Raw genomic sequence first — 26229 nt, 5'->3', positions numbered from 1 at the left:
GAGGGTCGCTTTTTTATCGCTTGCGCTGAACGCCGGTCACGCGAAGGCCGTCTGCGCGTCGAACGCGAACCCCTTCGGTGCAGCCTGCGGATCGTCGAACGTCACGATCTCGTACGCGTCTTCGTGCGCGAGCAGTTCGCGCAGCAACGCGTTGTTCAGGCCGTGGCCCGACTTGTACGCGGTGTACGACGCCAGCAGCGGGTGGCCGATCACGTACAGGTCGCCGATCGCGTCGAGCATCTTGTGCTTCACGAACTCGTCGTCATAGCGCAACCCGTCGTTGTTCAGGATGCGGTACTCGTCGAGCACGATCGCGTTGTCCATGCTGCCGCCGCGCGCCAGGCCGATCTCGCGCAGCATCTCGGCCTCGTGCGCGAAGCCGAACGTGCGCGCACGCGCGATCTCGCGCACGTACGACGTGGTCGCGAAATCGACCTCGAGCTCCTGGCCCGTCTTGTCGACGGCCGGGTGGCGGAAGTCGATCGAGAACTTCAGCTTGAAGCCGAAATACGGATCGAGACGCGCGAACTTGTCGCCGTCGCGGATTTCGACCGGCTTCGTCACCTTGATGAAGCGCTTCGGCGCGTTCTGCTCCTCGATGCCGGCGGACTGGATCAGGAACACGAACGTGGCCGCGCTGCCGTCCATGATCGGGATTTCCTCGGCCGTCACATCGACGTACAGGTTGTCGATGCCCAGCCCCGCACACGCGGACATCAGGTGCTCGACCGTCGACACGCGCACGCCATCCTTCTGCAACACCGACGCGAGCCGCGTGTCGCCGATCGACATCGCCGATGCGGGAATGTCGACCGGCGTGGGCAGGTCGACGCGTGAAAAGACGATGCCCGTGCCGGGCGCGGCGGGACGGAGCGTCAACTCGATCTTGCGGCCCGAGTGGACACCGATACCCACGGTCTTCACGATGGATTTGATGGTGCGCTGCTTCAACATGGTCTTCTTCGTCTTGATTGAAGATATCAATCAGGAGTTATATTCGATAGGCGGGATTATAGCGTAATTCCCTATTCAGCGCTGTCTGAAACTGCGTATCAATCTGTTTCGACAGTTTACCCGCGCCGATACGGGACGGGCCGATGCCCGGAACGGAGGCGTTTCCGGTCATCAGCCCGTGTTACAACTGCCCTGAGGCCGGTGAGCAGCGTTGCCGGAAGGCAACGGCACACCGCACGATCAGGACGTCAACGTCGCGAGAACACTCGCCGCATCGCTCACTTCGAATTTGCCCGGCGCCTCGACGGCCAGCGTCTTGACCACACCGCCGTCAATCACCATCGCGTAGCGCAGGGAACGAATTCCCATGCCACGCGCGGACAAATCCTGCGTCAGCCCCAGCGCATGAGTGAAAGCCGCGCTGCCGTCCGCCATCATGCGCACCTTGCCCGCGGTGTGCAGATCACGTCCCCATGCGCCCATCACGAATGCGTCGTTGACGGACACGCACCAGATCTCGTCGATACCCGCCGCGCGCAATTGCTCGGCGTGCTCGACGTAGCCCGGCACATGCTGCGCCGAGCAGGTCGGCGTGAACGCGCCCGGCAATCCGAAGATCACCACCCGCTTTCCCGCAACCTGGTCGCGCACGCTGTAGGCGTTCGGCCCCAGCGTGCACCCTTCGCGCGCGTCGTCGATGAACTCGAACAATTGCGCGTCGGGCAGCGCGTCGCCCACTTGAATCATGGCTGGTCCCTCATAGCGATACGGTTTTTCAGCGTGTCGCGGACAGCACGGCCCATCCCGCTCCGCTCAAGCGAAGAGGGCACGTTTCCCGGCCCGGCGTCGCATCCGACGCGGCCTGTTTGGGTCCGTAGCATCCGTCACGCCGGCGTTACCGCGGCAACTTCGCCGCGGCTTCGCCTGTGTTTGCGTCAGTCAGCCTGCTTGCGCAGGAAAGCCGGGATGTCGTACGTGTCGACACCCTTCTCCTGCAGCGCCTGCACGTGCGATGCCGCGGTTTCGCGCGAATTGCGCCACACCGCCGGCGTATCGAGCGCGCCGTAGTCGGCCGTGCTGACGTGATGCGGCTGCGCATAGCCGTGCGACACCGCGCTGACCGGCTGGTTGTCCGTACCCGTGCGCAGCAGCGTCATCGGGGCCGACTGCTGCTTCTTCGCCGCACGGCCCAGACCCGTCGCCACGACCGTCACGCGCAGTGCATCGCCCATCGCGTCGTCGTACACCGCACCGAAGATCACCGTCGCATCTTCCGCCGCGTAGCTCTTGATCGTGTTCATCACTTCGCGCGTTTCCGACAGGCGCAGCGAACGGCTCGACGTGATGTTGACCAGCACGCCGCGCGCGCCCGACAGATCGACGCCTTCGAGCAGCGGGCTCGCCACGGCCTGTTCCGCCGCGAGGCGTGCGCGATCGACGCCGGCAACCGTCGCCGTGCCCATCATCGCCTTGCCCTGCTCGCCCATCACCGTCTTCACGTCTTCGAAGTCGACGTTCACGAGGCCGTCGACGTTGATGATTTCCGCGATACCTGCCACCGCGTTGTTCAACACGTCATCCGCGCACTGGAAGCACTTGTCCATCTCGGCGTCGTCGCCCATCACGTCGAACAGCTTGTCGTTCAGCACGACGATCAGCGAGTCGACGTGATCCTCCAGTTGCTGCGAGCCTGCTTCGGCGACGCGCATGCGCTTGCCGCCTTCGAACTCGAACGGCTTGCTGACGACACCCACCGTCAGAATGCCCATCTCCTTCGCGATCTGCGCGACCACCGGTGCGGCGCCCGTGCCCGTGCCACCGCCCATGCCGGCCGTGATGAACACCATGTGCGCGCCGCGCAGTGCGTCGGCGATGCGCTCACGCGCTTCTTCCGCTGCCGCACGACCCATTTCCGGCTTCGCACCGGCGCCCAGACCCGTGTTGCCGAGCTGGATCACCGACGATGCGCGCGAGCGCGACAGCGCCTGGGCGTCCGTATTCATCACGATGAAGTCGACGCCCTGCACGCCGCGGTTGATCATGTGCTGGACGGCATTGCCGCCAGCGCCGCCAACGCCGACCACCTTGATGATGGTGCCGTTGGTTTCGGTTTCCAGCATTTCGAATTCCATTGTTGCCTCCGTCAAGAGAATGACTGCTACTCGGCCGTTATTCGGCAGGAGATCGGGCAACCCCCTGTCGCGCGCCAGCCGCCGGCACCAGCGCGAATTTCGATTCGGTTTGTCAGAAGTTGCTCAGGAACCATTCCTTCATCCGCGAGAACACCTGCCCCGCGTTGCCGGACTGCACGGCGACCTTGCGGCCGCGCATGCGCTGCGCACTGCCTTCGACGAGCAGCCCCATCGCCGTCGAGTAGCGCGGATTGCGCACGACGTCGGAGAGGCCGCCTGCATATTCCGGCGCGCCGATGCGCACCGGTTTCAGGAAAATGTCTTCGCCGAGCTCGACCATGCCCGGCATCATCGACGCGCCGCCGGTAATGACCACGCCGGAGCTCAGGAGTTCTTCGTAACCCGACTCGCGCACGACCTGCTGCACGAGCGAGAACAGTTCCTCGACGCGCGGCTCGATCACGGCCGCGAGCGCCTGGCGCGACAGCGTGCGCGGACCGCGTTCGCCGAGGCCCGGCACTTCGACCATTTCGTCCGGATCGGCGAGCGCCTGCTTCGCGATCCCGTAGCCGACCTTGATGTCTTCCGCGTCCGGCGTCGGCGTGCGCAGCGCCATCGCGATGTCGCTCGTGATCTGGTCGCCGGCGATCGGGATCACCGCCGTGTGGCGGATCGCGCCTTCGGCGAAGATCGCGATGTCGGTCGTGCCGCCGCCGATGTCGACCAGCACCACGCCGAGATCCTTCTCGTCTTCCGTCAGCACCGCCAGCGACGACGCGAGCGGCTGCAGGATCAGGTCGTTCACTTCCAGCCCGCAGCGGCGCACGCACTTGACGATGTTCTGCGCGGCGCTCACCGCGCCCGTCACGATGTGCACCTTCACTTCCAGCCGGATGCCGCTCATCCCGATCGGCTCGCGCACGTCTTCCTGGCCGTCGATGATGAATTCCTGCGTGAGGATGTGCAGCACCTGCTGGTCGGTCGGGATGTTGATCGCCTTCGCGGTCTCGATCACGCGCGCGACGTCCGTCTGCGTGACTTCCTTGTCCTTGATCGCGACCATCCCGCTCGAGTTGAAGCTGCGGATGTGGCTGCCCGCGATCCCCGTGAACACGTTGGTGATCTTGCAGTCGGCCATCAGCTCGGCTTCCTCGAGCGCGCGCTGGATCGATTGCACGGTGGCCTCGATGTTGACCACCACACCTTTCTTCAGACCCTTCGACTCGCTCTGGCCGAGACCGATCACCTCGTAGTGACCCTCGCCCTTCAGCTCGGCGACGATGGCCACCACCTTCGACGTGCCGATGTCGAGGGAAACCAGCAGATCCTTGTAGTCTTTGCTCATAAAGTGCTCTTGCGTGTGATCTCTCGTTACTTCTTGCGCTTGTCGGTATCGGTCAGGAACCGCATGCCTGCCGCGCGAATCGCGAATCCGTTCGGATACCGCAGGTCCGCGTACTCGATGTCGTTGCCCCAACGCTCCGTGACGGCCGGCCACGCGGCGACCAGGCGCTGGCTCCGGTCATGCAGCGTGTCGCTGTTGCGTTCCTTGCCCAGCTCGACCTGCATGCCGTTCGACAGCTTCACCGTCCACGCGTACCGCGCCGACAGCGTCACTTCTTCCGGCGCCGCCTTCAGCGGCGCAAACCATTTCCCGAAGTCGCGATACCGCGTGACGACTTCCTTCGCACTGCCTTCCGGGCCGTCGAACGCCGGCAGCTCCTGCTCCAGCTCGCCCTGGTTCGCGGTGAACAGCTCGCCGTCGACGCTCACCAGCTGATCGCTGCCCCAGGTCCCGAGCGGTTTGTACTCCTCGAGCGTGACAGCCAGCGCATTCGGCCACACCCGGCGCACGCTCGCGTGACGCACCCACGGCATCTGCTCGAACGCCGCGCGCGCCGTATCGAGATCGACCGTGAAGAAATTGCCCTTCAGCCGGCCGACCACGCCCGCGCGCACCGTCGGCGAGTTGATGTGCTCGGTGTCGCCGTCGATCCGGATTTCCCGAAGCGCGAACGTCGGGCGCTGGATCAGCCAGTAGCAGCCGGCCGCCGCCAACACGAGCAGCAGCAGCGCGTACAGCGCGCTGGCGGCAAGGTTGAGTTGGCGAACGTTGTTCCACATACGTCGTTCCGTTCCTGCGTCAGTCGTTGAGCGTGAGCGACAGCACCTTCACGACCAGCTCGGAATAGCCGATGCCGACCGCGCGCGCGGCCTTCGGCGGCAGCGAGTGGTCGGTCATCCCGGGGGCCGTGTTCACTTCGAGGAAATACGCATTGCCGGCCGCGTCGAGCATGAAATCCGCGCGGCCCCAGTCGGTACAGCCGAGCACGTCGAACGCGCGGCGCGCGATGCGCTTCAGTTCCGTTTCCTGTTCCGCCGGCAGGCCGCACGGGATCAGGTACTGCGTATCGTCGGCGACGTACTTCGCGTGGTAGTCGTAGAACTCGCCCGCCGGCACGATCTTGATCAGCGGCAGGTCGAGATCGCCGGCGATGCACGCGGTATATTCGCCGCCGCCTTCGATGCTCTTCTCGACGATCACGATCTTGTCGTGCGTCGCGGCTTCCGCGAGCGCGGCCGGCAGCGCGTCGGCCGTCTTCACCTTCAGCACCGCGACGCTCGAGCCTTCGCTCGCCGGCTTCACGAACAGCGGCAGGCCGAGCTTCGCGACGATGTCGGTCGCGCGCGCGGCCAGGTCGTCGCCGCGCATCACCGTCTCGAACGGCGGCGTCGGCACGCCCGTCTGCTGCCACACGAGCTTCGTGCGGAACTTGTCGAGGCCGAGCGCCGAGCCCAGCACGCCACTGCCCGTGTAGCGAATCCCGTAGAAATCGAGCGCGCCCTGGATCTGGCCGTTCTCGCCGTAGCCGCCGTGCAGCGCATTGAACGCGCGCACGAAACCTTCGTCCTTCAGCGCCGACAGCGGCCGCTCGGCCGGGTCGAACGGATGCGCGTCGACGCCCGCGTCACGCAGGCCCTGCAGCACGAGGCGGCCCGAGGTGAGCGACACCTCGCGCTCGGCGGATTCGCCGCCGAACAACACCGCCACCTTGCCGAAACGTTTCGGATCGATCCCGCTCATGTCATGCCTTCTGTTGAATGTGTTGCACGAGCTTCGCCGGCACGCCGCCGATCGAACCCGCCCCCATCGTGATCACCACGTCGCCGTTCTGCGCGACCTTCGCCAATGCGTCCGGCACGTCGTCGACCGTCGCGACGAACACCGGGTCGACCTTGCCCACCGCGCGCAGCGCGCGCGACAGCGCGTCGCCGCTGGCCGTCGGGATCGCGGCCTCGCCGGCCGCGTAGACTTCCGTCAGCACCAGCGCATCGACCGTCGACAGCACGTTGACGAAATCGTCGAAGCAGTCGCGCGTGCGCGTGTAGCGGTGCGGCTGGAACGCCAGCACGAGGCGGCGGCCCGGGAACGCGCCGCGCGCGGCCGCGATCGTCGCCGCCATCTCGACCGGGTGATGACCGTAGTCGTCGATCAGCGTGTACTGGCCGCCGTCCGCGCTCGGCACGTCGCCGTAGCGCTGGAAGCGCCGGCCGACGCCGTTGAATTCCGCCAGCGCCAGCTGGATCGCGTCGTCCGACACGCCGAGATCGGTTGCGATCGCGATCGCCGCGAGCGCGTTCTGCACGTTGTGCAGGCCCGGCATGTTCAGCACGACCGCGAGCGGCGCGCGCCCTTCGCGGATCACCGTGAAGTGCATCCGGCCGTCGCGCGCGTCGATGTCTTCCGCGCGCACCTGCGCGTCCGGCGACAGGCCGTAGCGCACGACCGGCTTCGAGATGAACGGAATGATCTGCCGCACGTTCGGATCGTCGACGCACACCACCGCGCTGCCGTAGAACGGCAGGCGCTGCGTGAATTCGATGAACGCCTGCTTGAGCCGCGCGAAATCGTGGCCGTAGGTGTCCATGTGGTCGGCGTCGATGTTCGTGATGACTTCGATCACCGGATACAGGTTCAGGAACGACGCATCCGACTCGTCGGCCTCGGCGACGATGAAGTCGCCCGTGCCGAGCCGCGCGTTCGCGCCGGCGCTGATCAGCCGGCCGCCGATCACGAAGGTCGGGTCCAGCCCGCCCGCGGCGAGCACGCTCGCGACGAGGCTCGTCGTCGTGGTCTTGCCGTGCGTGCCGGCGATCGCGATGCCCTGCTTCAGGCGCATCAGCTCCGCCAGCATCACCGCGCGCTGCACGATCGGCACGCCCTGGTGGCGCGCGGCCAGCACTTCGGGGTTGTCCGAGCGCACGGCCGTCGACACGACGACCGCGTTCGCGCCCTCGATGTTCGCCGCGTCGTGGCCGATCGCGATCCGCGCGCCCAGCGCCTCGAGGCGATCGGTCACCGCATTGCGCGACAGGTCCGAGCCGCTGACCGCGTAGCCGAGGTTGACGAGCACTTCGGCGATGCCGCTCATGCCCGCGCCGCCGATCCCGACGAAATGAATGTGTTTGACGATGTGTTTCATTGCAGTGTTTCCAGGTTCGCGCCGGCCGCCTTCGCGCAGACGCGCGCGACTTCGTCGGTGGCCTCGGGCTTCGCGAGCGCGCGCGAACGTTCCGCCATGTCCGCGAGCGACGCCCGCGACTGGCCGCGCAGCCAGTCGGCGAGCAGCTCCGCCGACAGGTCGCGTTGTTGCACCAGCACGGCCGCGCCCGCATCGGCGAGGAACGCGGCGTTGGTCGTCTGGTGATCGTCGACCGCGTACGGGAACGGCACGAACAGCGCCGCCACACCCACCGCCGCGATCTCCGACACCGTCATCGCGCCCGACCGGCAGATCACCAGATCCGCCGCCGCATACGCGGCCGCCATGTCGTCGATGAACGGTACGAGCCGCACGTCCTCGCCGGCCGCGAAACCGGCCGCTTCGTAATTCGCCTTCAGTGCCTCGATGTGCTTCACGCCGGCCTGGTGCACGACGCGCGGGCGCTCGCCCGGCGCCAGCAGCGCCAGCGCGCGCGGCACGACTTCGTTCAGCGCGGCCGCCCCGAGGCTGCCGCCGACGACCAGCACGTTCAACGGGCCGCTGCGCGACGCATAGCGTGCGTGGGGCGGTTCCGTGTGCGCCAGTTCCGCGCGAATCGGGTTACCTGTCCATTCCGCGTGCGGCAGCGCGCCGGGGAACGCGACGAGCACGCGCTTCGCGAGTTTCGCGAGCACCTTGTTGGTCAGGCCCGCGATCGAATTCTGTTCATGCAGCACGAGCGGACGCCCCGACAGCGCGGTCATCACGCCCGCCGGGAACGTGATGTAGCCGCCCATCCCGAGCACGACGTCCGGCCGCACGCGGCGCAGCGCGCCGAGGCTCTGCCAGCATGCGCGCAGCAGGTTGACCGGCAGCGTCAGCTTGGTCTTCAGCCCCTTGCCGCGCAGCCCGCCGAACCGCACGTACTCCATCGGAATGCCGTGCTTCGGTACCAGCGTCGCTTCCATCCCGGCTGGGTTGCCGAGCCATACGACGCGCCAGCCCGCCGCTTCCATCCGGTGCGCGACCGCGAGCCCCGGGAACACGTGGCCCCCGGTGCCGCCTGCCATCACCATCAGCGTGCGTTGCGACGCGGTCATACCTTCCCTCCGCGCATCAGCACCCGGTTCTCGTAGTCCACCCGCAGCAGCACCGCGAGCGCGACACAGTTCAGCAGGATGCCGGAGCCGCCATAGCTCACGAGCGGCAGCGTCAGCCCCTTGGTCGGCAGCAGCCCGAGGTTCACGCCCATGTTGATAAACGTCTGCGCGCCGAACCAGATGCCGATGCCCTTCGCCATCAGGCCCGCGAACGTGCGATCGAGCGCGAGCGCCTGGCGGCCGATTTCGAACGCGCGACGCACGATCCAGTAGAACAGCAGGATCACGACCAGCACGCCGATGAAGCCGAGTTCCTCGCCGATCACCGCGAGGATGAAGTCGGTATGCGCTTCCGGCAGGTAATTCAGCTTCTCCACACTGCCGCCGAGGCCGACGCCGAACCACTCGCCGCGGCCGAACGCGATCAGCGAGTGCGTGAGCTGGTAAGCCTTGCCCTGCGCGTAGCGCTCGTCCCACGGATCGAGATACGCGAAGATCCGCTCGCGACGCCACGGCGACAGCCACACGAGCATCGTGAACGTGCCGACCGCCGTCGCGACGAGGCCGCCGAACAGCTTGCCGTTCACGCCGCCGAGGAACAGCACGCCCATCGCGATCGCGGCGACGACCATGAACGCGCCCATGTCGGGCTCGAGCAGCAGCAGCGCGCCGACCAGGCCGACCGCGAACGCCATCGGCAGGAAGCCCTTCGCGAAGCTCTGCATGTATTCCTGCTTGCGCACCGTGTAGTTCGCCGCGTAGATCGTCACCGCGAGCTTCATGATTTCCGACGGCTGCATGTTCGTGATGCCGAGCGGAATCCAGCGGCGCGCACCGTTCACGCCCTTGCCGACGTGCGGGATCAGCACGATCACGAGGCCGACCAGCGCGATCAGGAAAAGATGCGGCGCGTACTTGTCCCAGGTCGACACCGGCACGCGGAACGCGAGCACCGCCGCGATGAACGCGACGGTGAGCGACACGCAGTGGCGCATCAGGAACGCGTAATCGTGATACGACGCGTATTTCGGCGAATCGGGCATCGCGATCGACGCCGAATACACCATCACGACGCCGAGTCCGAGCAGCGCGATCGCGACCCACAGCAGCGAATAGTCGAAATCGAGCATCCGCGAACGGCTCGGGCGCACGCCGTTGACGACGCTCGCGAGGCCGCCCGTCGCGGCGCGCGTGGCCGATGCGACGCGGCCGCCCGCGGCATTGCCGCCGGTGTCGCGCCGGTCATTGAAGCGGGAGACGAGGCGATCGGACCAGCTCATGGCGTCGCTCCTTTGTCGATGGCGATTGCGTCGACCGCCGCGCGGAACACTTCCGCGCGATGGGCGTAGTTCCTGAACATGTCGAGGCTCGCACAGGCAGGCGACAGCAACACCGCATCGCCCGGCTCGGCGAGCTCGGCTGCTGCGTGCACCGCTGCTTCGAGCGTCGCGTGGTCGGCGAGCGGCACGCCCGTTTCGGCGAGCGTGTCGCGGATCACCGGCGCGTCGCGCCCGATCAGCATCACCGCGCGGCACCAGCGCGCGACCGGCGCGACCAGCGGCGCGAAATCCTGCCCCTTGCCGTCGCCGCCCGCGATCAGCACGATCTTCTGCGCGAGCCCGTCGAGCGCGGCTACCGTCGCGCCGACGTTCGTGCCCTTGCTGTCATCCACATAGTCGACGTCGTCGATCGTCGCGATCACTTCGACGCGATGCGCTTCGCCGCGGTATTCGCGCAGCGCGTGCAGCAACGGTGCGGCCGGAAGGTCGATCGCACGCGCGAGCGCGAACGCGGCCAGCGCGTTCGCCGCGTTGTGCAGCCCGCGGATGCGCAGCGCGTCGGCCGGCATCAGGCGCTTTTGCGCGATGTCGGGCGTATGCGCGGCGTCGCGCTTGCGCCGGCGGGTCGTCGTCGCTTCATCCGGCGCGTCGCGATCGACGGCTTCCACCAGCCATGCGATGCCGTTGTCGCGCGACAGCCCGTAGTCGCCGTCCTGCGTCGGCTCGTTCAGGCCGAACGTGACCGTGCGCGGCGCGTCGGCCGCGCCAACTGCGGGAGCGAACTTCATCACGGCTGCGTCGTCGCGGTTCAGCACGCGCGTCGTCGTCGCGCCGAAGATCCGGCCCTTTGCCTGCGCGTATGCGTCGAAGCTGCCGTGCCAGTCGAGATGGTCCTGCGTGATGTTGAGGATCGCGGCCGCGTCGGGCGCAAACGTGCGCGCGGTCTCGAGCTGGAAGCTCGACAGTTCGAGCACCCAGACGTCGGGCAGCGCGGTTTCGTCGATCGCGCTCGCGAGCCGGTCGAGCATCGCCGGGCTGATGTTGCCCGCGACGGCGACCTTCTTGCCCGAACGCTGGCACAGCAGGCCCGTGAGGCTCGTCGTCGTGGTCTTGCCGTTGGTGCCGGTAATCGCGAGCACCTTCGGCTGGTAGCCGCTCGTGCCGAGCGCGCGCAACGCCTGCGCGAAGAATTCCAGTTCACCCCATACCGCGACACCGCGCTCGTTCGCGGCCGCGACGAGCGCCGCGAGCGCCGGCTCCAGCGGCGACAGGCCGGGGCTCAGTCCGACGATCTCGACGCCGCCGTCGAGCAATGCGGGCGTGAACGCCCCGCCGACGAATTCCGCATCGATGCCTTCGGCCTGCAGCGCGGCAAGGTTCGGCGGCGCCTCGCGGGTATCGGCAATACGCAGCCGGCACCCGTGCCTCGCGCACCATCGCGCGATCGCGAGACCCGATTCCCCGAGCCCCAGTACGAGCACCATCGGCCGTTGCCGATCTCCAAACATCTCGCCAGACATCCTTGTTACCTTTCCTTTACCGCAGCTTGAGGGTGGTCAGACCGAACAGGCACAGCATCAGCGTGATGATCCAGAAACGCACGACCACCTGCGTTTCCTTCCAGCCGGACAATTCGAAATGGTGGTGCAGCGGCGCCATCTTCAGCAGGCGCCGCCCTTCGCCGTAACGCTTCTTCGTGTACTTGAACCACGACACCTGCAGCATCACCGACAGCGTTTCCGCGACGAAGATGCCGCCCATGATGAACAGCACGATTTCCTGGCGCACGATCACCGCGACCGTGCCGAGCGCGCCGCCCAGCGCCAGCGCGCCGACGTCGCCCATGAACACCTGCGCGGGGTGCGTGTTGTACCAGAGGAACGCGAGCCCGGCCCCGCCCATCGCGGAACAGAAGATCAGCAGCTCGCCCGCGCCCGGGATGTGCGGGAACAGCAGGTATTTTGAATAGACCGCGCTGCCCATCACGTACGCGAACACACCAAGCGACGCGCCCACCAGCACGACCGGCATGATCACGAGGCCGTCGAGACCGTCGGTCAGGTTCACCGCGTTGCTCGCGCCGACGATCACGAAGTAGGTCAGCACGATGAAGCCCCACACGCCGAGCGGGTAGCTGATCGACTTCAGGAACGGCAGCATCAGGTCGGCGCGCGCCGGCAGCCCCATCGACAGGCCGCTCCGCACCCATGCCATGAACAGGTCGAACACGCGCACGTTGTTCGCCTCGGACACGCTGAACGCGAGATAGACGGCCGCGAACAGCCCGATCACCGATTGCCAGAAATACTTCTCGCGCGACGACATCCCGCGCGGGTCCTTGTGGACGACCTTGCGGTAATCGTCGACCCAGCCGATCACGCCGAAGCCGAACGTGACGAGCATCACGATCCAGATGAAACGGTTCGTCAGGTCGCCCCACAGCAGCGTCGCGACCGCGATGCCGATCAGGATCAGCACGCCGCCCATCGTCGGCGTTCCGGACTTGACGAGGTGGGTCTGCGGGCCATCCTTGCGCACGGCCTGCCCGACCTTCATTTGCGTCAGCTTGCGGATCACCCACGGTCCGCACACGAGCCCGATCCCGAGCGCGGTGATGGTGGCCATCACCGCCCGGAACGTGAGGTACGTGAACAAGCGCAAAAAGCTTGCGTCTCCTTGCAGCCATTGCGCCAGCGCCAGCAGCATGCTTCCTTCCTTCCTTCTACTCAGTGTGCGGCGGGCACGGTGCCCGCCGCGGGTTGGTTCGTCAGCGCGTCGACCACGCGCTCCATCTTCATGTACCGCGAGCCCTTCACGAGCACCGTCGCCTGCGCGCCGTAACCGGCCGCGAGCAGCGCCGACACGAGCGCGCCGACGTCGTCGAAATGGCGTGCCGTGTCGCCGTAGGCCGTGCACGCGTCGCGCGATGCGTCGCCGAGCGCGAACAGCGCGTCGATCCCGCGTTCGCGCGCGTACGCGCCGATCTCGCGATGGAAGGCCGGCCCTTCGTCGCCGACTTCGCCCATGTCGCCGATCACCAGCACGCGCGGCGCCGGATGCGCGGCGAGCACGTCGATCGCGGCCCGCATCGAATCGGGGTTCGCGTTGTACGTATCGTCGACGACCGTCGCGCCCGCGAGGCTGCCGACGCTCGCCTGCTTCACCTGCAGCCGGCCCTTGACCGGTTCGAACGATTCGAGGCCCTGCCGGATCGCCGACAGCGCGACGCCGGCGCCGAGCGCCGCGGCCGTCGCGGCCAGCGCGTTCCGCGCGTTGTGCTCGCCGAGCGCGCGCAGCCGCACCGTGACGGCGCCGGCCGGCGTGTCGATCGCGAGTTCGCCGCCGTGCATGCGACCGACGATCTGCGCGTCGCTCTGCCGTTCGGCGTCGTGCAGCGCGAAATCGAGGATGCGGTTGCCAGTCGCCGCGACGCGCCAGATGCCCGCGTACGCGTCGTCGGCCGGGAACACCGCGACGCCGTCCGGCGGCAGCGCGTGAATCACGGCCGCATGTTCGAGCGCGACGGCTTCGACCGTCGCCATGAATTCCTGGTGCTCGCGCTGCGCGTTGTTGACGAGCGCGACCGTCGGCGCGGTGAGGCGCGCGAGGACTTCGGTTTCGCCCGGATGGTTCATGCCGATCTCGATCACCGCGAGACGATGCGCGGCCGACAGGCGCAGCAGCGTCAGCGGCAGGCCGACATCGTTGTTCAGGTTGCCGGCCGTCGCGAGTCGCGCGTCGGCGCCGACCGCCGCCGCGAAGATCGACGCGATCATTTCCTTGACGGTCGTCTTGCCGTTGCTGCCCGTCACCGCGACGAGCGGCAGCGGGAATCGCATCCGCCAGCCGTGCGCGAGCGCGCCGAGCGCGGCACGCGTTTCGCCGCCTTCGATCATTGGCATCGCGACGTCCGCCGGCGCGTGCGCGACGAGCGCCGCGGCAGCGCCGCGCGCGGCAACGTCGCCGAGAAAGTCGTGCGCATCGAAACGCTCGCCCTTCAGCGCGACGAACAGGTCGCCCGGGCCGACCGTGCGGCTGTCGGTCGACACGCGGTCGAAAGTGACGCCCGCGTCGCCGTGGACGGTGGCGCCGGGAATCAGGCGGGCGGCTTCGCCGAGGCTGAGCGTCGTCATTCGGCGCCTCCCTTGCCGTGCGTCGCGCGCGCTGCGAGCGCGAGCCGCGCGTGATCCTGGTCGGAGAACGTACGCTTCTTGCCCATGATTTCCTGCGTGGCCTCGTGGCCCTTGCCGGCCAGCACGACGACATCCTCGCGTGCGGCGCCCCGCACCGCCTGCAGGATCGCGCTGGCGCGATCCTCGATACGGCGTGCGCGATCAGGCGCGGTCATGCCCGCGACGACCTGGTCGATGATGTGCTGCGGATCTTCGCTGCGCGGGTTGTCGCTCGTGACGACGACTTCGTCGGCGAGCCGCTCCGCGATCGCGCCCATCAGCGGACGCTTCGTCGCATCGCGATCGCCGCCGCAGCCGAACATGCAGACGAGCCGACCGCCGCGCGCCGCGGCGATCGGGCGCAGCGCGTCGAGCGTCTTTTCGAGCGCGTCGGGCGTGTGCGCGTAGTCGATCACGACGAGCGGCTCGTCGTTCTGCAACCGGCCGCCGAGCCGCTGCATCCGGCCGTTGACCGACTCGAGCCGCTCGATCTCGGCGAGTGCCGCGTCGAACGGCACGTCGGCCGCGAGCAGCGCGCCGAGCACCGCGAGCAGGTTGCTGACGTTGAACGTGCCGAGCGTGCCGACCTCGACGTTCGCGTCGCCCCACGACGAACGCAGGCGGAATGCGGTACCCGTCGCGGTGGCGCGCACGTCGAGCGCGACCAGTTCGCGATCGGCGTCGGGCGCCGGTGCATCGCCGATCCCGTACGCGATCGTGCGCACGCGACCGGCCAGCTTCTCCAGCAGGCGGCGGCCCGCCGCATCGTCGCGGTTGATCACCGCCGCGCGCAGCCCGCGCCACGCGAACAGCTTCGCCTTCGCGGCCTCGTACGCATCGAATGTGCCGTGATAGTCGAGGTGATCCTGCGTGAGGTTCGTAAACACCGCGACGTCGAACGCCGTCCCGTTCGCGCGCCCCTGATGCAGCGCGTGCGATGACACCTCCATCGCCACGGCCTGCGCACCCGCGTCGCGCAATTGAGCGAGACTGCGCTGAAGTTGCGGCGCGTCGGGCGTCGTGAAGCCGGTCGGCACGAGCTGACCGGGCATCCCGGTGCCGAGCGTGCCGATCACCGCGCACGGCTGGTGCAGTGCCGTCAGCGCGGTGGCGATCCATTGCGTGCACGACGTCTTGCCGTTCGTGCCCGTGACACCGACCGCCAGCAGGCTGTCGCTCGGGTCGCCGTACCAGCCGCTGGCGATCTCGCCGGCGAGCTGGTCGAGCGCCGGCACCGCCAGCGCGACGGGTACGGCCGGCGCGGCCGGTGCGTGGGCCAGCCCTTCCGGCTGATACAGCACGGCGGCCGCGCCGCGTGCGACGGCATCCGCCATGAAAGCGCGGTTATCTGCCCCGTCGACCGCATACGCGACGAACACGTCGCCAGCCTCGAGGCTGCGCGTGTCGGCATGCAGTTGCGCCGTGGGGGCCACATGCTGACGCAGCCACGCAAGCGCGGCTGCGATCTGCTGATGCGCCGGATGGGAACTGCGGGCGGCGCTCATCGAACAACTCCTGGTGAATTACGCGTCGTGCTGGACACGATCATATGCTTCGCGCCGCCATTCGTAGCCAGCTTTTGCGGGCCCTTTGCGGCAGGGGAGTCCGGCGAATCGTCGGACACCACGAGCTGCTTGATCGGCATGTTCGGCGGAACGTTCAACGCACGCATCGTGTCGCCGGCGATCGCCGAGAATACGGGGCCGGACACCTGGCCGCCGAAGTGGCTGCCGGCAGTCGGTTCGTCGACCGACACCGCGATCACGACACGCGGATTCGGCATCGGCGCCATCCCGACGAACGACGCGCGATACTTGCGCGTGTAGCCGTGCCCTTCATGTTTGTACGCGGTACCGCTCTTGCCACCGACGCGATAGCCCGGCACGGCCGCATCCGGCGACGTGCCGCCCGGGGCGACCACCGTCTCCAGCATCGAGCGCACTTCGCGCGCGGTGGTCGGATTGAACACCTGCGTGCCCGCGACCGGCTGATTGGGGTCGGTCTTGAAAATGGTCACGGGCATCAGCTCGCCGTCGTGCGCGATCGCCGTGTACGCCCGCGCGAGCTGGAACAGCGACACCGACAGGCCGTAGCCGTACGACATCGTCGCCTGCTCGATGCGGCGCCAGCTCTTCCACGGACGCAGGCGGCCGGCCACCGCGCCCGGGAAGCCGACCTTCGGCGCCTGGCCGAGGCCGATGCTCGTATACATATTCCACATTTCCTCGGGCCGCATCGTCATCGCGATCTTCGTCGCGCCGATGTTGCTCGACTTCTGGATCACGCCGCCGACCGTCAGCGTGCCGAAACCCGCGTCGTCGGTGATCGGCGCGCCGTCGAGCACGAAATGCCCGTTGCCCGTCTCGACGAGCGTATTCGGCGTCACGCGGTGCAGGTCGAGCGCGAGCGACACCGTGAACGGCTTCATGATCGAGCCCGGCTCGAACACGTCGGTCATGATCCGGTTGCGCAACTGCTCGCCCGTCATGCGCGAGCGGTCGTTCGGGTTGTACGTCGGGTAGTTGACGAGCGCGAGCACTTCGCCGGTACGCACGTCGACGACCATCGCCGCGCCGGCCTTCGCCTTGAACTTCTCGACGGCGGCCTTCAGGTTCGCGTACGCGATGTACTGGATCTTGCTGTCGATCGACAGGTCGACGTCGGTGCCGTTGTGCGGCGGAATCTGCTCGGCGACATCCTCGATGATGTGCCCCATCCGGTCCTTGATCACGCGGCGCATGCCCGAGGTGCCGGACAGCATCTTCTGGTCGCCCAGTTCGACGCCTTCCTGGCCCTCGTCCTCGACGTTCGTGAAGCCGATCAGGTGAGCGGTGATCTCGCCTTCCGGATAGAAGCGCTTGTATTCGTTGCGCTGATAGATGCCGGGAATGTCGAGCGCGGCGACCTTGTCCGCGACGTCGATCGGCACCTGGCGCTTCACGTAGACGAAACCCTTGTCTTCCGACAGCTTCACCCGCAACTCCTTCGACGTCATGCCGAGGAGCTTGCCGAGCTGGTTGACCTTGTCGGCATCGAGATCGTCCGGCACCGCGTCGGGAATCGCCCAGATCGCGCGCACCGGCAGGCTCGTCGCGAGCACGAGCCCGTTACGGTCGAGGATCTTGCCGCGCGTCGCAGGCAGTTCGATCGTGCGCTGGTAGCGGCTTTCGCCCTGCTTCTGATAGAACGCGTTGCCGGGCCCCTGGATCCAGAACGCCCGTGCGGCCAGCGCGACGAACGCCATGAACAGCAGGAACACGACGAGCTTCGAGCGCCACATCGGCAAATGAACGCCCAGCACGGGGCTCGACGAGAACTTCACGTTCTGGCGCTTCGGGGACGGCTTCATCGCGCGCCCCCCTTGCCCTTGCCAGCCGTGTCGGCCGACGCCGGGATCGGCGCGTCGATCGCCTTCGCGGCGCCCGCCGGCAGCGTCAGGTATTGTGTGCGGCCGGTCGAGATCGGCTGCATTTTCAGCGAATCGTTCGCGAGCTGCTCGATGCGCGACGTCTTCGACAGCGCGCTCTGCTGATATTGAAGCTGCGCGTAGTCCTGCTGGAGCTGACGCTCCTGCGACTGCGCACGCTGCAGCTGGATGAAGATCTGGCGTTGCTGGTTCGTCGAGTTGACGACCGACAGCGCGCAACCCATCACGATGATCAGCAGGAAGATATTGAGGCGGCTCATGGCGTGACGCGCTCCGCGATGCGCATCACGGCCGAGCGGGCGCGCGGATTCGCGGCGACTTCCGCTTCGCTCGGAAACTGGCGGCTGATGATCTTGAGCGGCGGGCTCGGGAGGTCGACGGCGCGGATCGGCAAGCGACGATCGACCGCAGGCGCACTCGCGTGCGCCTGCATGAATCGCTTGACGATCCGGTCCTCGAGTGAATGAAAGCTGATGACCACCAGCCGCCCCCCTTGCTCCAGCAACGACAGTGCCGCGTCTAGTACGACTTGCAGGTCCGCAAGCTCTTGATTGACGTGAATCCGTATAGCCTGAAAGGTGCGGGTTGCCGGATCCTTGCCCTTCTCACGGGTTTTGACGACGTGACCCACGATTTGGGCAAGCTCGCCCGTGGTGTCGAGAGGCCCAAGACGGTCGGACTCTGCCCGGCGAGCAACAAGCGCCTTTGCAATCTGAAAAGCAAACCGTTCTTCCCCATAATCCCGTATCACCTCCGTCAATTCCTGCACCGAAGCCCGCGCGAGCCATTCGGCCGCCGACTCGCCACGCGTCGGATCCATTCGCATGTCCAGCGGACCATCGGCGCGGAAACTGAAGCCGCGCGCCGGATCGTCCACCTGCGGCGAGGACACGCCCAGGTCCAGCAACACCCCCGACACCTTCTCGACGCCGCGCGCCGCAAGCGCGTCGCGCATCGATGCAAAGCTGTCATGCACGATCGAGAAGCGCGCATCCTCGATGCCCTGCGCCGTCTCGATCGCCCTCGGATCCTTGTCGAACGCGATCAGCCGTCCGGCCGACGCCAGCCGCGCGAGCACCGCGCGGCTGTGCCCGCCGCGCCCAAACGTGCCGTCGACATACACGCCGTCCGGCCGCGTCACGAGCGACTCGACCGCTTCATCCAACAGCACCGTCCGATGCCGCAATTCATTTCCCATCGCGGGCGTCTCCGTCACCGCAATCAGAACGTGAAATTCTTCAGCGCGTCGGGCATGCCCTGCGCCATCGCTGCCTGCTCCTTCGCGTTGTAGGTCTGCGAATCCCACAGCTCGAAGTGACTACCCATTCCCAACAACATGACTTCCTTTTCCAGTCCGGCTGCCATGCGCAGCTCGGGCGATACAAGAATCCGGCCCGCGCTGTCGAGATCGACGTCCATCGCATTGCCGAGAAAAATTCGCCGCCACCAGTGCGCGTCCATCGGCAGCGCGGCGATCTTGGCGCGGAACACCTCCCATTCGGGGCGCGGAAACAGCAACAGGCAGCCGTCCGGGTGCTTGGTCACAGTCACCCGTCCTTCTGCCTGTCCTTGCAGCGCTTCGCGATAGCGAGACGGCACCGACATCCGCCCTTTCGCATCGAGCGTCAGCGCCGACGCCCCTTGGAACACTTTCCGCTCTCCCGTTCAGGGCACCGAAGCACCCGCTCAATGCTGAGAATTTAGCCGGAACAGCCTGCTAAATCACACAAAAATACACTTTCTCACACTGTCTCCCACTTTAGAGGAAGGGTGTGGCACGGTCAAGGGAGCGGCCCGCTTTTTTGACGAATTTTGTTAGTTAGAACAAGGACTTACGCGCACATGCTCATGCGGCCCCTCATTCCAAAAACCGTTATAAATGAATGAGCTAGTGCAACTTGTGAAGGTGATACGTGAGAAAGACGGGCCAGACGGGCGTGCGGACGGGGCTTTCGGGGGCGGGAAAACGAGGAGGGAGCGGGCGATATCGGGGGTGGTGGACCGGGGCGGCGTCCCACGCCATCCCCGGCGCAAATCTCAGAGATAGTACGCAGTGCTCGTCATGACTTTCGACGCGGCGCGCATCAGCATCCGCGCGGGCAGCGGCAGCTCGATCCCGCCGGCGTCGGTCGCGGCCTTGCCGTGCTTCACCTCGTCGATCCGCATCTGGTCGACGATCGCGCGCGACGCGGTATCGGTCGGCGGCAGCTCGGACATGTGACCTTCGAGATGGCTCTCGACCTGCCGCTCCGTCTCGGCCATGAAGCCGAGGCTGACCTTGTCGCCGAGCGTGCCGGCCGCGACGCCGATCGCGAGGGCGCCGGCATACCACAGCGGATTCAGCAGGCTCGGGCGCGAATCGAGTTCCTTCAGGCGGTGCGCGGTCCACGCGAGGTGATCCTCCTCCTCGCGCGCGGCTTCCTCGAACATCGCCTTCGCCGACGCCGTGCGCGCGGTGAGCTTCTGCGCCTGATAGAGCGCCTGCGCGCAGACCTCGCCGACGTGATTCACGCGCATCAGGCCGGCCGCGTGCGTGCGTTCGGCGGACGTCAGTTCGACGTCCGGCGTATCGGCCGGCACGGGCACCGGCCGGCTCATCCGGCTAATGCCGGTCAGCGATCGCAGGCCGCGATCGAATTCGCTGATCAGTTCATCCAACACCATCCTGTTCTCCTGGCTGCAGGTGCCGCTGCGCGCGGCAAGGGCACGAGTCCGCTGCGTAACCGACTTGATTATTCAGCGGAAATTGCGGTTAACCCGTGATTTTAACCATTGTTGCATAAAGGAAACATGGCGGTGTTGAGCTGCAGCATTTCGCTTTGTGGCAAAAACCGGCTTTGCTACATTACGTGCGACTTCTTGCGAAGTTGATGGGGCCCGTCGCCAGAACATAACTATCCGCCCCGCCAAAAAAATTCAGTGATTCTTGGAGATCCGTTAATGAAAAAGTCGCTTCTCGCGCTCGTCGCGCTGGGCGCGTTCGCTGGCGCTGCCCATGCGCAAAGCAGCGTGACGCTTTACGGCATCATCGATGAAGGCTTCCTCTTCAACAACAACGCAGGCGGCAAGCACTTGTACGGCCTGGCGAGCGGCGTGATGCAGGGTAGCCGCTTCGGCCTGCGCGGCACCGAAGACCTCGGTGGCGGCCTGAAGGCGATCTTCACCCTCGAAAACGGTTTCGACGTGAACAGCGGCAGGCTCGGTCAGGGCGGCCTGATGTTCGGTCGTCAGGCTTACGTCGGCCTGTCGAGCCAGTACGGCACGGTCACGCTGGGTCGTCAGTACGACTCCGTCGTCGACTTCGTCGGCCCGCTCGAGGCAGGCGACCAGTGGGGCGGCTACATCGCCGCTCACCCGGGCGACCTCGACAACTTCAACAACGCGTATCGCGTGAACAACGCGGTCAAGTTCACGAGCGCGAACTACGGCGGCCTCACATTCGGCGGCTTGTACAGCTTCGGCGGCCAGGCAGGCCAGTTCTCGAAGAACCAGGTCTGGTCGCTCGGCGCAGGCTACACCAACGGCCCGCTCGTCCTCGGCGTCGGTTACTTGAACGCACGTACGCCGAACCAGTTCGGCGGCATGTTCAACAACGGGTCGACGTCGTCGTCGGTTTCGTCGCCGGTCTACGGCGCGTACGCGAACAACGCGAACACGTACCAGGTCATCGGTGCAGGCGGCGCTTACACGTTCGGTGCAGCGACGATCGGCGCGACGTACTCGAACACGAAGTTCAAGGGCTTCTCGGCAGGCCCGTTCGTGAACCAGACCGCGACGTTCAACAACGGCGAAATCAACTTCAAGTACCAGTTGACGCCGGCGTTGATCCTCGGCGCGGCGTACGACTACACGCAAGGCAGCAAGATCGATGGCAACTCGGCAGCCAAGTACCACCAGGGCTCGCTGGGCGTCGACTACTTCCTGTCGAAGCGTACCGACGTCTACGCGATCGGCGTGTACCAGCACGCATCGGGCAACGTGCTCGATTCGAACGGCAACGTCCTGAAGGCAACGGCAGCGATCAACGGTCTGGCCGGGTCGAGCACGAGCAACCAGGTCGCGGCACGCGTCGGTATCCGTCACAAGTTCTAATCAGCTTGCCTGACAAGCCGCAGCATATTGAAGGCGCCTTCGGGCGCCTTTTTCTTTTGTGGTGAGGCGGTGACGGTGGTGGATCAGCGGGTCGGTGGGTCGGTGGGTCGGTGGGTCGGTGGGTCGGTGGGTCGGTGGGTCGGTGGGTCGGTGGGTCGGTGGGTCGGTGGGTCGGTGGATCGGTGGATCGGTGGATCGGTGGATCGGTGGATCGGTGATTGGTGATTGGTGATTGGTGATTGGTGATCGGATGATAGCTGTCGACACGCCCCCCAGCCGTCAGCTCGAAACGCAAGGCTTGCCGCCGCGTCCCCACGAAACAGGCGCTTCCGGTCATCCACCCACAGCCGCAAACAAAAAACCCGGCACAGGCCGGGCTTTTCGTTCAACCGCATCGTTGCGTGCGTTGCGTACGTTACGCACGCCCATCGCGCAGTTCGCGCCGCAGGATCTTGCCGACGTTCGTCTTCGGCAGCTCCGTACGGAACTCGACCAGCTTCGGCCGCTTATACCCGGTGAGCCGCTCCTTGCAGTAGGCAAGGATGTCCTTGTCGGTCAGCGCCGGATCCTTTTTCACGATGAACAGCTTCACGGCTTCGCCGGAATGCTCGTCCGGCACGCCGACCGCCGCCACCTCGAACACGCCCGGATGCGACGCCACCACGTCCTCGACTTCGTTCGGGTACACGTTGAAGCCGGACACCAGAATCATGTCCTTCTTGCGATCGACGATCTTCACGTAACCGCGCGCATCCATCACGCCGACGTCGCCTGTCTTGAAGAAGCCGTCCGCGAACATGACCTTCGCGGTCTCGTCCGGCCGGTTCCAGTAGCCGGCCATCACCTGCGGCCCGCGGATGCAGATCTCGCCCGGCTCGCCGAGCGCGACGTCGTTGCCGGCATCGTCGCGGATCGCGACTTCGGTCGACGGCAGCGGCAGGCCGATCGTGCCGCTGTATTCGGTCGCCGTCACGGGGTTGCACGTCGCCACCGGCGACGTTTCGGACAGCCCGTATCCTTCGATGATCGCGGTACGCGTCTTTTCATACCAGCGCTTCGCGACGCCCTCCTGGATCGCCATGCCGCCGCCGTTGGCGATCACGAGCTTCGACAGGTCAAGCTGACCGAATTCGGGATGGTTCAGCAGCGCGTTGTAGAGCGTGTTGACGGCCGGAATCGTCGAGATCTGGTAGCCCTTCAGCTCCTTGATCATGCCGGCGATGTCACGCGGGTTCGGGATCAGGATGCCCATGCCGCCCGTCCGCATCGTCAGGAAACCGCAGACGGTCAGCGCGAACACGTGATACAGCGGCAGCGCGACAACTGTCACGAACTGTTCCACCTCCGGATACTTCTCGTGAGCCGGATGGTGCCAGGCGCCGGCCTGCAGCACGTTCGACACAATGTTCCGGTGCAGCAGCGTCGCACCCTTCGCGACACCGGTCGTACCGCCCGTGTACTGCAGGAACGCGACGTCGTCGGGGCCGATCTTCTGCGGCTTGAACGCCAGTCGCGCGCCCTCCGACAGCGCGGCCTTGAAGCGCGTGAACGACGGCAGCTGCCACGCAGGCACCATCTTCTTCACGTTGCGCACCACGTAATTGACGAGCCATCCCTTGATGCCCAGCAGATCGCCCATCGATGCGACGACCACGTGCTTGACGGCCGTATTGGCGATGACGGCCTGCAGCGTCGACGCGAAATTCTCCAGGATGACGATTGCCTCCGCACCGCTGTCCTTCAGCTGATGCTCGAGTTCGCGCGGCGTATAGAGCGGATTGACGTTGACGACGGTATAGCCGGCGCGCAGGACCGCGGCGATCGTCACCGGGTACTGCAGCACGTTCGGCATCATGATCGCGACCCGCGCCCCGCGCGCCAGGCCGCGGGATTGCAGCCATGCGCCGAACTGGCGCGACAGCTTGTCGAGTTCGCCGTACGTGATGCCCTTGCCCATGCAGACGAACGCGGTACGGTCGCGATACTGACGGAAGCTCTCGTCGAGCAGGTCCGGGACGGACGGATAAGGAGAGGAGTCAATTTCGGCTGGAACGCCGGGGGGGTACGATTTCAGCCAAATTTTGTCCATACCGCGCGTCTCCTCACAGATTTTCGAATGGTCGTGCTAAAACGCATCGTAACGGCTCCCCCGCCCCGAGACAACAGGGTTAGATGTCCACTTCGAACTTCCATATCAATTTCGTCTGATGATACGGCGATATTCGATCAAATCCGCTCAACTTCCACAAGACAATCGTAAAACGTCGCCGAATTCCCCAGATCGGTCAGTGCCTGACTCGTCACCTCGTTCGCGTTCCTGCCGTCCGGCGACAGCTTCTTCCACCAGATCGACAATCCGACGACGAGCCCGGCACGCGCACGGTCGGTAATGCGCGCGAGCGCCTGCATCGAGCCACGGTCATTGAAGATGCGCACGGTGTCGCCCTCCGCGATGCCGCGCGCATCGGCGTCGGACGGGTGCATGTCGAGGTGCGGCTCGCCTTCCGTCGAGCGCAGGCTGTCGACGTTCACGAATGTGCTGTTCAGGAAGTGGCGGGCCGGTGGCGAAATCATCGCCAGCGGATAGCGCGCGGCAAGCTCGGGCGCGGCTTCAGCCGACTCGAACGGAGGCAGGTAGTCAGGGACCGGGTCCATACCCATCTGTTCGAGCCGGGGGCTGTAAAACTCGCACTTGCCGGAGGGCGTGCGGAAACCACCATTCGCAAACGGCGCCTCCGGCAGCTTGAGCTTCAGCCAGCCGGCCTGCTTCAGCGTGTCCCAGTCGCTGTCGAGCGCCGGATCGTCCCAGCGAAGCGCCGCGCGAGCGACCTCTTCGTCGCTGTGATAAAGCGCCGGTTCGTCGAGTCCCATGCTGCGCGCGATCCCGCGGAAGATCTCCGTGTTCGGCCGCGCGTGTCCTACCGGCGGAATCGCCGGCAGGTTCGCCATCACGTAGGTATGGCCGTACGACTTATGCACGTCCAGATGCTCGAGCTGCGTCGTCGCCGGCAATACAATGTCGGCGAAATCGACCGTATCTGTTTTGAAGTGCTCGAGAACGACCGTGAATAAGTCGTCGCGAGCAAAGCCCGCGGCGACCTTCGACGAGTCCGGCGCGACCGCCACCGGATTCGAGTTGTACACGATCACCGCTTCGACTTGCGGCCCGAACGTCGCGTCGCCCGGGTGCAGCAGTGCGTCGCCGATCGCGTTCATGTTGATGATGCGCGGCAGCTTATGCGGCCAACCCGGCATCAGATCCGGACGCAGCAGCGCCGCCTGGTTGACCGGCGCGGATTCCGACGACGAGAGCAGCAGGCCGCCCGCCCGATCGCGCCACGCCCCCGTCAGTGCCGGCAGGCTGGCAATCGCACGCACCGCATTGCCGCCGCCGCGAACACGCTGCATACCGTAGTTGAGGCGGATCGATGCCTTGCGGGTGGAGCCGTAGCGACGGGCAAGATCGACCAGTTCCGACGCGTCGATGCCACAGATCTGCGCGACACGTTCCGGCGGATAGGTCAGGGCGCGCGCCTTCAGTTCGTCGAAGCCGAGCGTATGGTCGGCGATGTAGTCGTGATCGAGCAGGTTTTCGGTGATCAACACATGCATCATGCCGAGCGCAAACGCGCCATCGGTACCGGGCTTCAATGCAATGTGCTGATGGCATTTCTCCGCGGTCAGCGAACGATACGGGTCGATCGCGACCAGACGCGCGCCACGGCGCTTCGCTTCCTGGGCGCGGGTCCAGAAGTGCAGGCTCGATGCAATCGGATTCGCGCCCCATATCAGAATCAGTTCGCTTTCCTCGAAGTACTCGAGGTGCATGCCGACACTGCCGCCGTACGTGTATCGCAACCCCGCTGCGCCGGCCGCCGCGCAGATCGCACGCTCCAGCCGCGAAGCGCCGAGCTTGTGGAAGAAGCGTTGGGCAATGCCCTCGCCTTGCACGAGCCCCATCGTTCCCGCATAGCTGTACGGCACGATCGCTTCCGGCGCACGCGCGGCGATTTCACCGAGGCGACGTCCGATCTCATCGAACGCCTCGCTCCAGCTGATCGGCACGAAGCGCCCTTCCCCTTTTGCGCCGACGCGCTTGAGCGGGACAGTGAGGCGATCGGGATGGTGAACGCGATCCGCGTAGCGACTGACTTTCGTGCACAACACGCCCTGCGTCGGCGGATGGTCGGGGTCGCCCGTGACCTTGATTGCCTTGCCGTTCTCGACGGTCACACGCATTGCGCACGTGTCCGGACAATCATGCGGGCAAACGGCCCGGGCTACCTGGGTGGCGGCGTTCATCGTTTTGAATGCAGAGATGGGTGTTCGCAAATTTTACGTGGACGCGCCGAATAAAGCGTTCATTTCGCAGCGATTTTGGATGATCTGCGCGGCGGTCGAGTGGAAGGGTGGCGGGCTGCCACGGCCGGAAAGCTGATCATATGATCGCGTTTGTCGATACGCTGCGGAGGAGAAATTGTGGTCTTGATCGAAGATACGATCAATAAGCAATTGAATCGCCGGAGATAGAAGCGATTGAGGGAATGGGATGCAGGGATTGATTGCGTGGGTGAGATGCTAATGCAGT

Annotated in this window: 21 protein-coding genes; 1 reads left to right on the top strand and 20 read right to left on the bottom strand. The window is 66.0% G+C overall.

Annotated elements, in window-relative coordinates; translation table 11 throughout:
• Nucleotides 1-36 precede the first annotated feature (36 nt).
• From lpxC to coq7, 18 genes are all read right to left on the bottom strand, one after another.
• Nucleotides 37-954, bottom strand: coding sequence for a UDP-3-O-acyl-N-acetylglucosamine deacetylase (gene lpxC / locus AP428_RS00105; RefSeq protein ID WP_011544505.1), 918 nt, complete (start codon nt 952-954; stop codon nt 37-39).
• 240 nt (nt 955-1194) lie between these two features.
• A complete protein-coding gene (locus AP428_RS00100; protein ID WP_011544504.1) occupies nt 1195-1701 on the bottom strand; it encodes a peroxiredoxin in 507 nt (168 codons plus the stop codon).
• A 188-nt stretch (nt 1702-1889) separates the two neighbouring features.
• Nucleotides 1890-3086, bottom strand: a complete 1197-nt coding sequence (gene ftsZ, locus AP428_RS00095; protein WP_006477012.1) for a cell division protein FtsZ — start codon at nt 3084-3086, stop codon at nt 1890-1892.
• 112 nt (nt 3087-3198) lie between these two features.
• Nucleotides 3199-4431 (bottom strand): cell division protein FtsA, encoded by a 1233-nt coding sequence (gene ftsA / locus AP428_RS00090; RefSeq protein ID WP_006487138.1) that lies wholly within the window; start codon nt 4429-4431, stop codon nt 3199-3201.
• A gap of 26 nt (nt 4432-4457) precedes the next feature.
• Nucleotides 4458-5210, bottom strand: a complete 753-nt coding sequence (locus AP428_RS00085) for a cell division protein FtsQ/DivIB (RefSeq protein ID WP_006477014.1) — start codon at nt 5208-5210, stop codon at nt 4458-4460.
• 19 nt (nt 5211-5229) lie between these two features.
• Nucleotides 5230-6171, bottom strand: a complete 942-nt coding sequence (locus tag AP428_RS00080; RefSeq protein ID WP_011544503.1) for a D-alanine--D-alanine ligase — start codon at nt 6169-6171, stop codon at nt 5230-5232.
• A gap of 1 nt (nt 6172) precedes the next feature.
• Complete coding sequence (gene murC, locus AP428_RS00075) at nt 6173-7570, bottom strand: UDP-N-acetylmuramate--L-alanine ligase (RefSeq protein ID WP_012327853.1); 1398 nt, start codon at nt 7568-7570, stop codon at nt 6173-6175.
• Nucleotides 7567-8670, bottom strand: coding sequence for an undecaprenyldiphospho-muramoylpentapeptide beta-N-acetylglucosaminyltransferase (murG, locus tag AP428_RS00070; RefSeq protein ID WP_027812601.1), 1104 nt, complete (start codon nt 8668-8670; stop codon nt 7567-7569). Before murG ends, murC begins: the two co-directional genes overlap by 4 nt.
• The gene (gene ftsW, locus AP428_RS00065; protein ID WP_011544500.1) at nt 8667-9950 is read right to left on the bottom strand and encodes a putative lipid II flippase FtsW; all 1284 of its coding nucleotides are present in this window, start codon (nt 9948-9950) and stop codon (nt 8667-8669) included. Before ftsW ends, murG begins: the two co-directional genes overlap by 4 nt.
• The gene (gene murD / locus AP428_RS00060; protein WP_054927331.1) at nt 9947-11458 is read right to left on the bottom strand and encodes a UDP-N-acetylmuramoyl-L-alanine--D-glutamate ligase; all 1512 of its coding nucleotides are present in this window, start codon (nt 11456-11458) and stop codon (nt 9947-9949) included. The genes ftsW and murD overlap by 4 nt, the downstream gene beginning before the upstream one ends.
• 28 nt (nt 11459-11486) lie before the next feature.
• Entirely contained in the window at nt 11487-12656 is a 1170-nt protein-coding gene (gene mraY, locus AP428_RS00055) for a phospho-N-acetylmuramoyl-pentapeptide-transferase (RefSeq protein WP_006477019.1), read from the bottom strand.
• A gap of 20 nt (nt 12657-12676) precedes the next feature.
• Nucleotides 12677-14083 (bottom strand): UDP-N-acetylmuramoyl-tripeptide--D-alanyl-D-alanine ligase, encoded by a 1407-nt coding sequence (murF, locus tag AP428_RS00050; RefSeq protein WP_054927330.1) that lies wholly within the window; start codon nt 14081-14083, stop codon nt 12677-12679.
• Complete coding sequence (locus tag AP428_RS00045; RefSeq protein ID WP_043888229.1) at nt 14080-15627, bottom strand: UDP-N-acetylmuramoyl-L-alanyl-D-glutamate--2,6-diaminopimelate ligase; 1548 nt, start codon at nt 15625-15627, stop codon at nt 14080-14082. Before AP428_RS00045 ends, murF begins: the two co-directional genes overlap by 4 nt.
• A complete protein-coding gene (locus tag AP428_RS00040; RefSeq protein ID WP_054927329.1) occupies nt 15624-17471 on the bottom strand; it encodes a penicillin-binding protein 2 in 1848 nt (615 codons plus the stop codon). Before AP428_RS00040 ends, AP428_RS00045 begins: the two co-directional genes overlap by 4 nt.
• Nucleotides 17468-17809 carry a cell division protein FtsL gene (gene ftsL, locus AP428_RS00035; RefSeq protein WP_006477023.1) on the bottom strand — a complete coding sequence of 114 codons (342 nt, stop codon included), beginning with the start codon at nt 17807-17809 and terminating at the stop codon, nt 17468-17470. The genes AP428_RS00040 and ftsL overlap by 4 nt, the downstream gene beginning before the upstream one ends.
• The gene (gene rsmH / locus AP428_RS00030) at nt 17806-18747 is read right to left on the bottom strand and encodes a 16S rRNA (cytosine(1402)-N(4))-methyltransferase RsmH (RefSeq protein WP_011694135.1); all 942 of its coding nucleotides are present in this window, start codon (nt 18745-18747) and stop codon (nt 17806-17808) included. Before rsmH ends, ftsL begins: the two co-directional genes overlap by 4 nt.
• Nucleotides 18748-18770: 23 nt before the next feature.
• Nucleotides 18771-19199 carry a division/cell wall cluster transcriptional repressor MraZ gene (mraZ, locus tag AP428_RS00025; protein WP_006477025.1) on the bottom strand — a complete coding sequence of 143 codons (429 nt, stop codon included), beginning with the start codon at nt 19197-19199 and terminating at the stop codon, nt 18771-18773.
• Between the two features lie 387 nt (nt 19200-19586).
• Nucleotides 19587-20213 carry a 2-polyprenyl-3-methyl-6-methoxy-1,4-benzoquinone monooxygenase gene (gene coq7, locus AP428_RS00020; RefSeq protein ID WP_054927328.1) on the bottom strand — a complete coding sequence of 209 codons (627 nt, stop codon included), beginning with the start codon at nt 20211-20213 and terminating at the stop codon, nt 19587-19589.
• Nucleotides 20214-20489: 276 nt separating this feature from the next.
• Between coq7 and AP428_RS00015 the strand changes: the two genes are divergently transcribed.
• Nucleotides 20490-21641 carry a porin gene (locus AP428_RS00015; RefSeq protein ID WP_023477229.1) on the top strand — a complete coding sequence of 384 codons (1152 nt, stop codon included), beginning with the start codon at nt 20490-20492 and terminating at the stop codon, nt 21639-21641.
• A 415-nt stretch (nt 21642-22056) separates the two neighbouring features.
• On the opposite strand, the gene AP428_RS00010 is transcribed toward AP428_RS00015, so the two are convergent.
• Both AP428_RS00010 and AP428_RS00005 read right to left on the bottom strand, forming a co-directional pair.
• The gene (locus tag AP428_RS00010; protein ID WP_006477028.1) at nt 22057-23730 is read right to left on the bottom strand and encodes a long-chain fatty acid--CoA ligase; all 1674 of its coding nucleotides are present in this window, start codon (nt 23728-23730) and stop codon (nt 22057-22059) included.
• 137 nt (nt 23731-23867) lie between these two features.
• Nucleotides 23868-25943: a molybdopterin-dependent oxidoreductase gene (locus AP428_RS00005; protein WP_054927327.1), complete on the bottom strand. Its 2076-nt coding sequence runs from the start codon at nt 25941-25943 to the stop codon at nt 23868-23870.
• Nucleotides 25944-26229 lie beyond the last annotated feature (286 nt).

The organism is Burkholderia sp. E168m22, assembly GCF_001319805.1.
GTDB lineage: Bacteria > Pseudomonadota > Gammaproteobacteria > Burkholderiales > Burkholderiaceae > Burkholderia > Burkholderia orbicola.
This window is presented reverse-complemented; position numbering and strand designations above follow the sequence as displayed.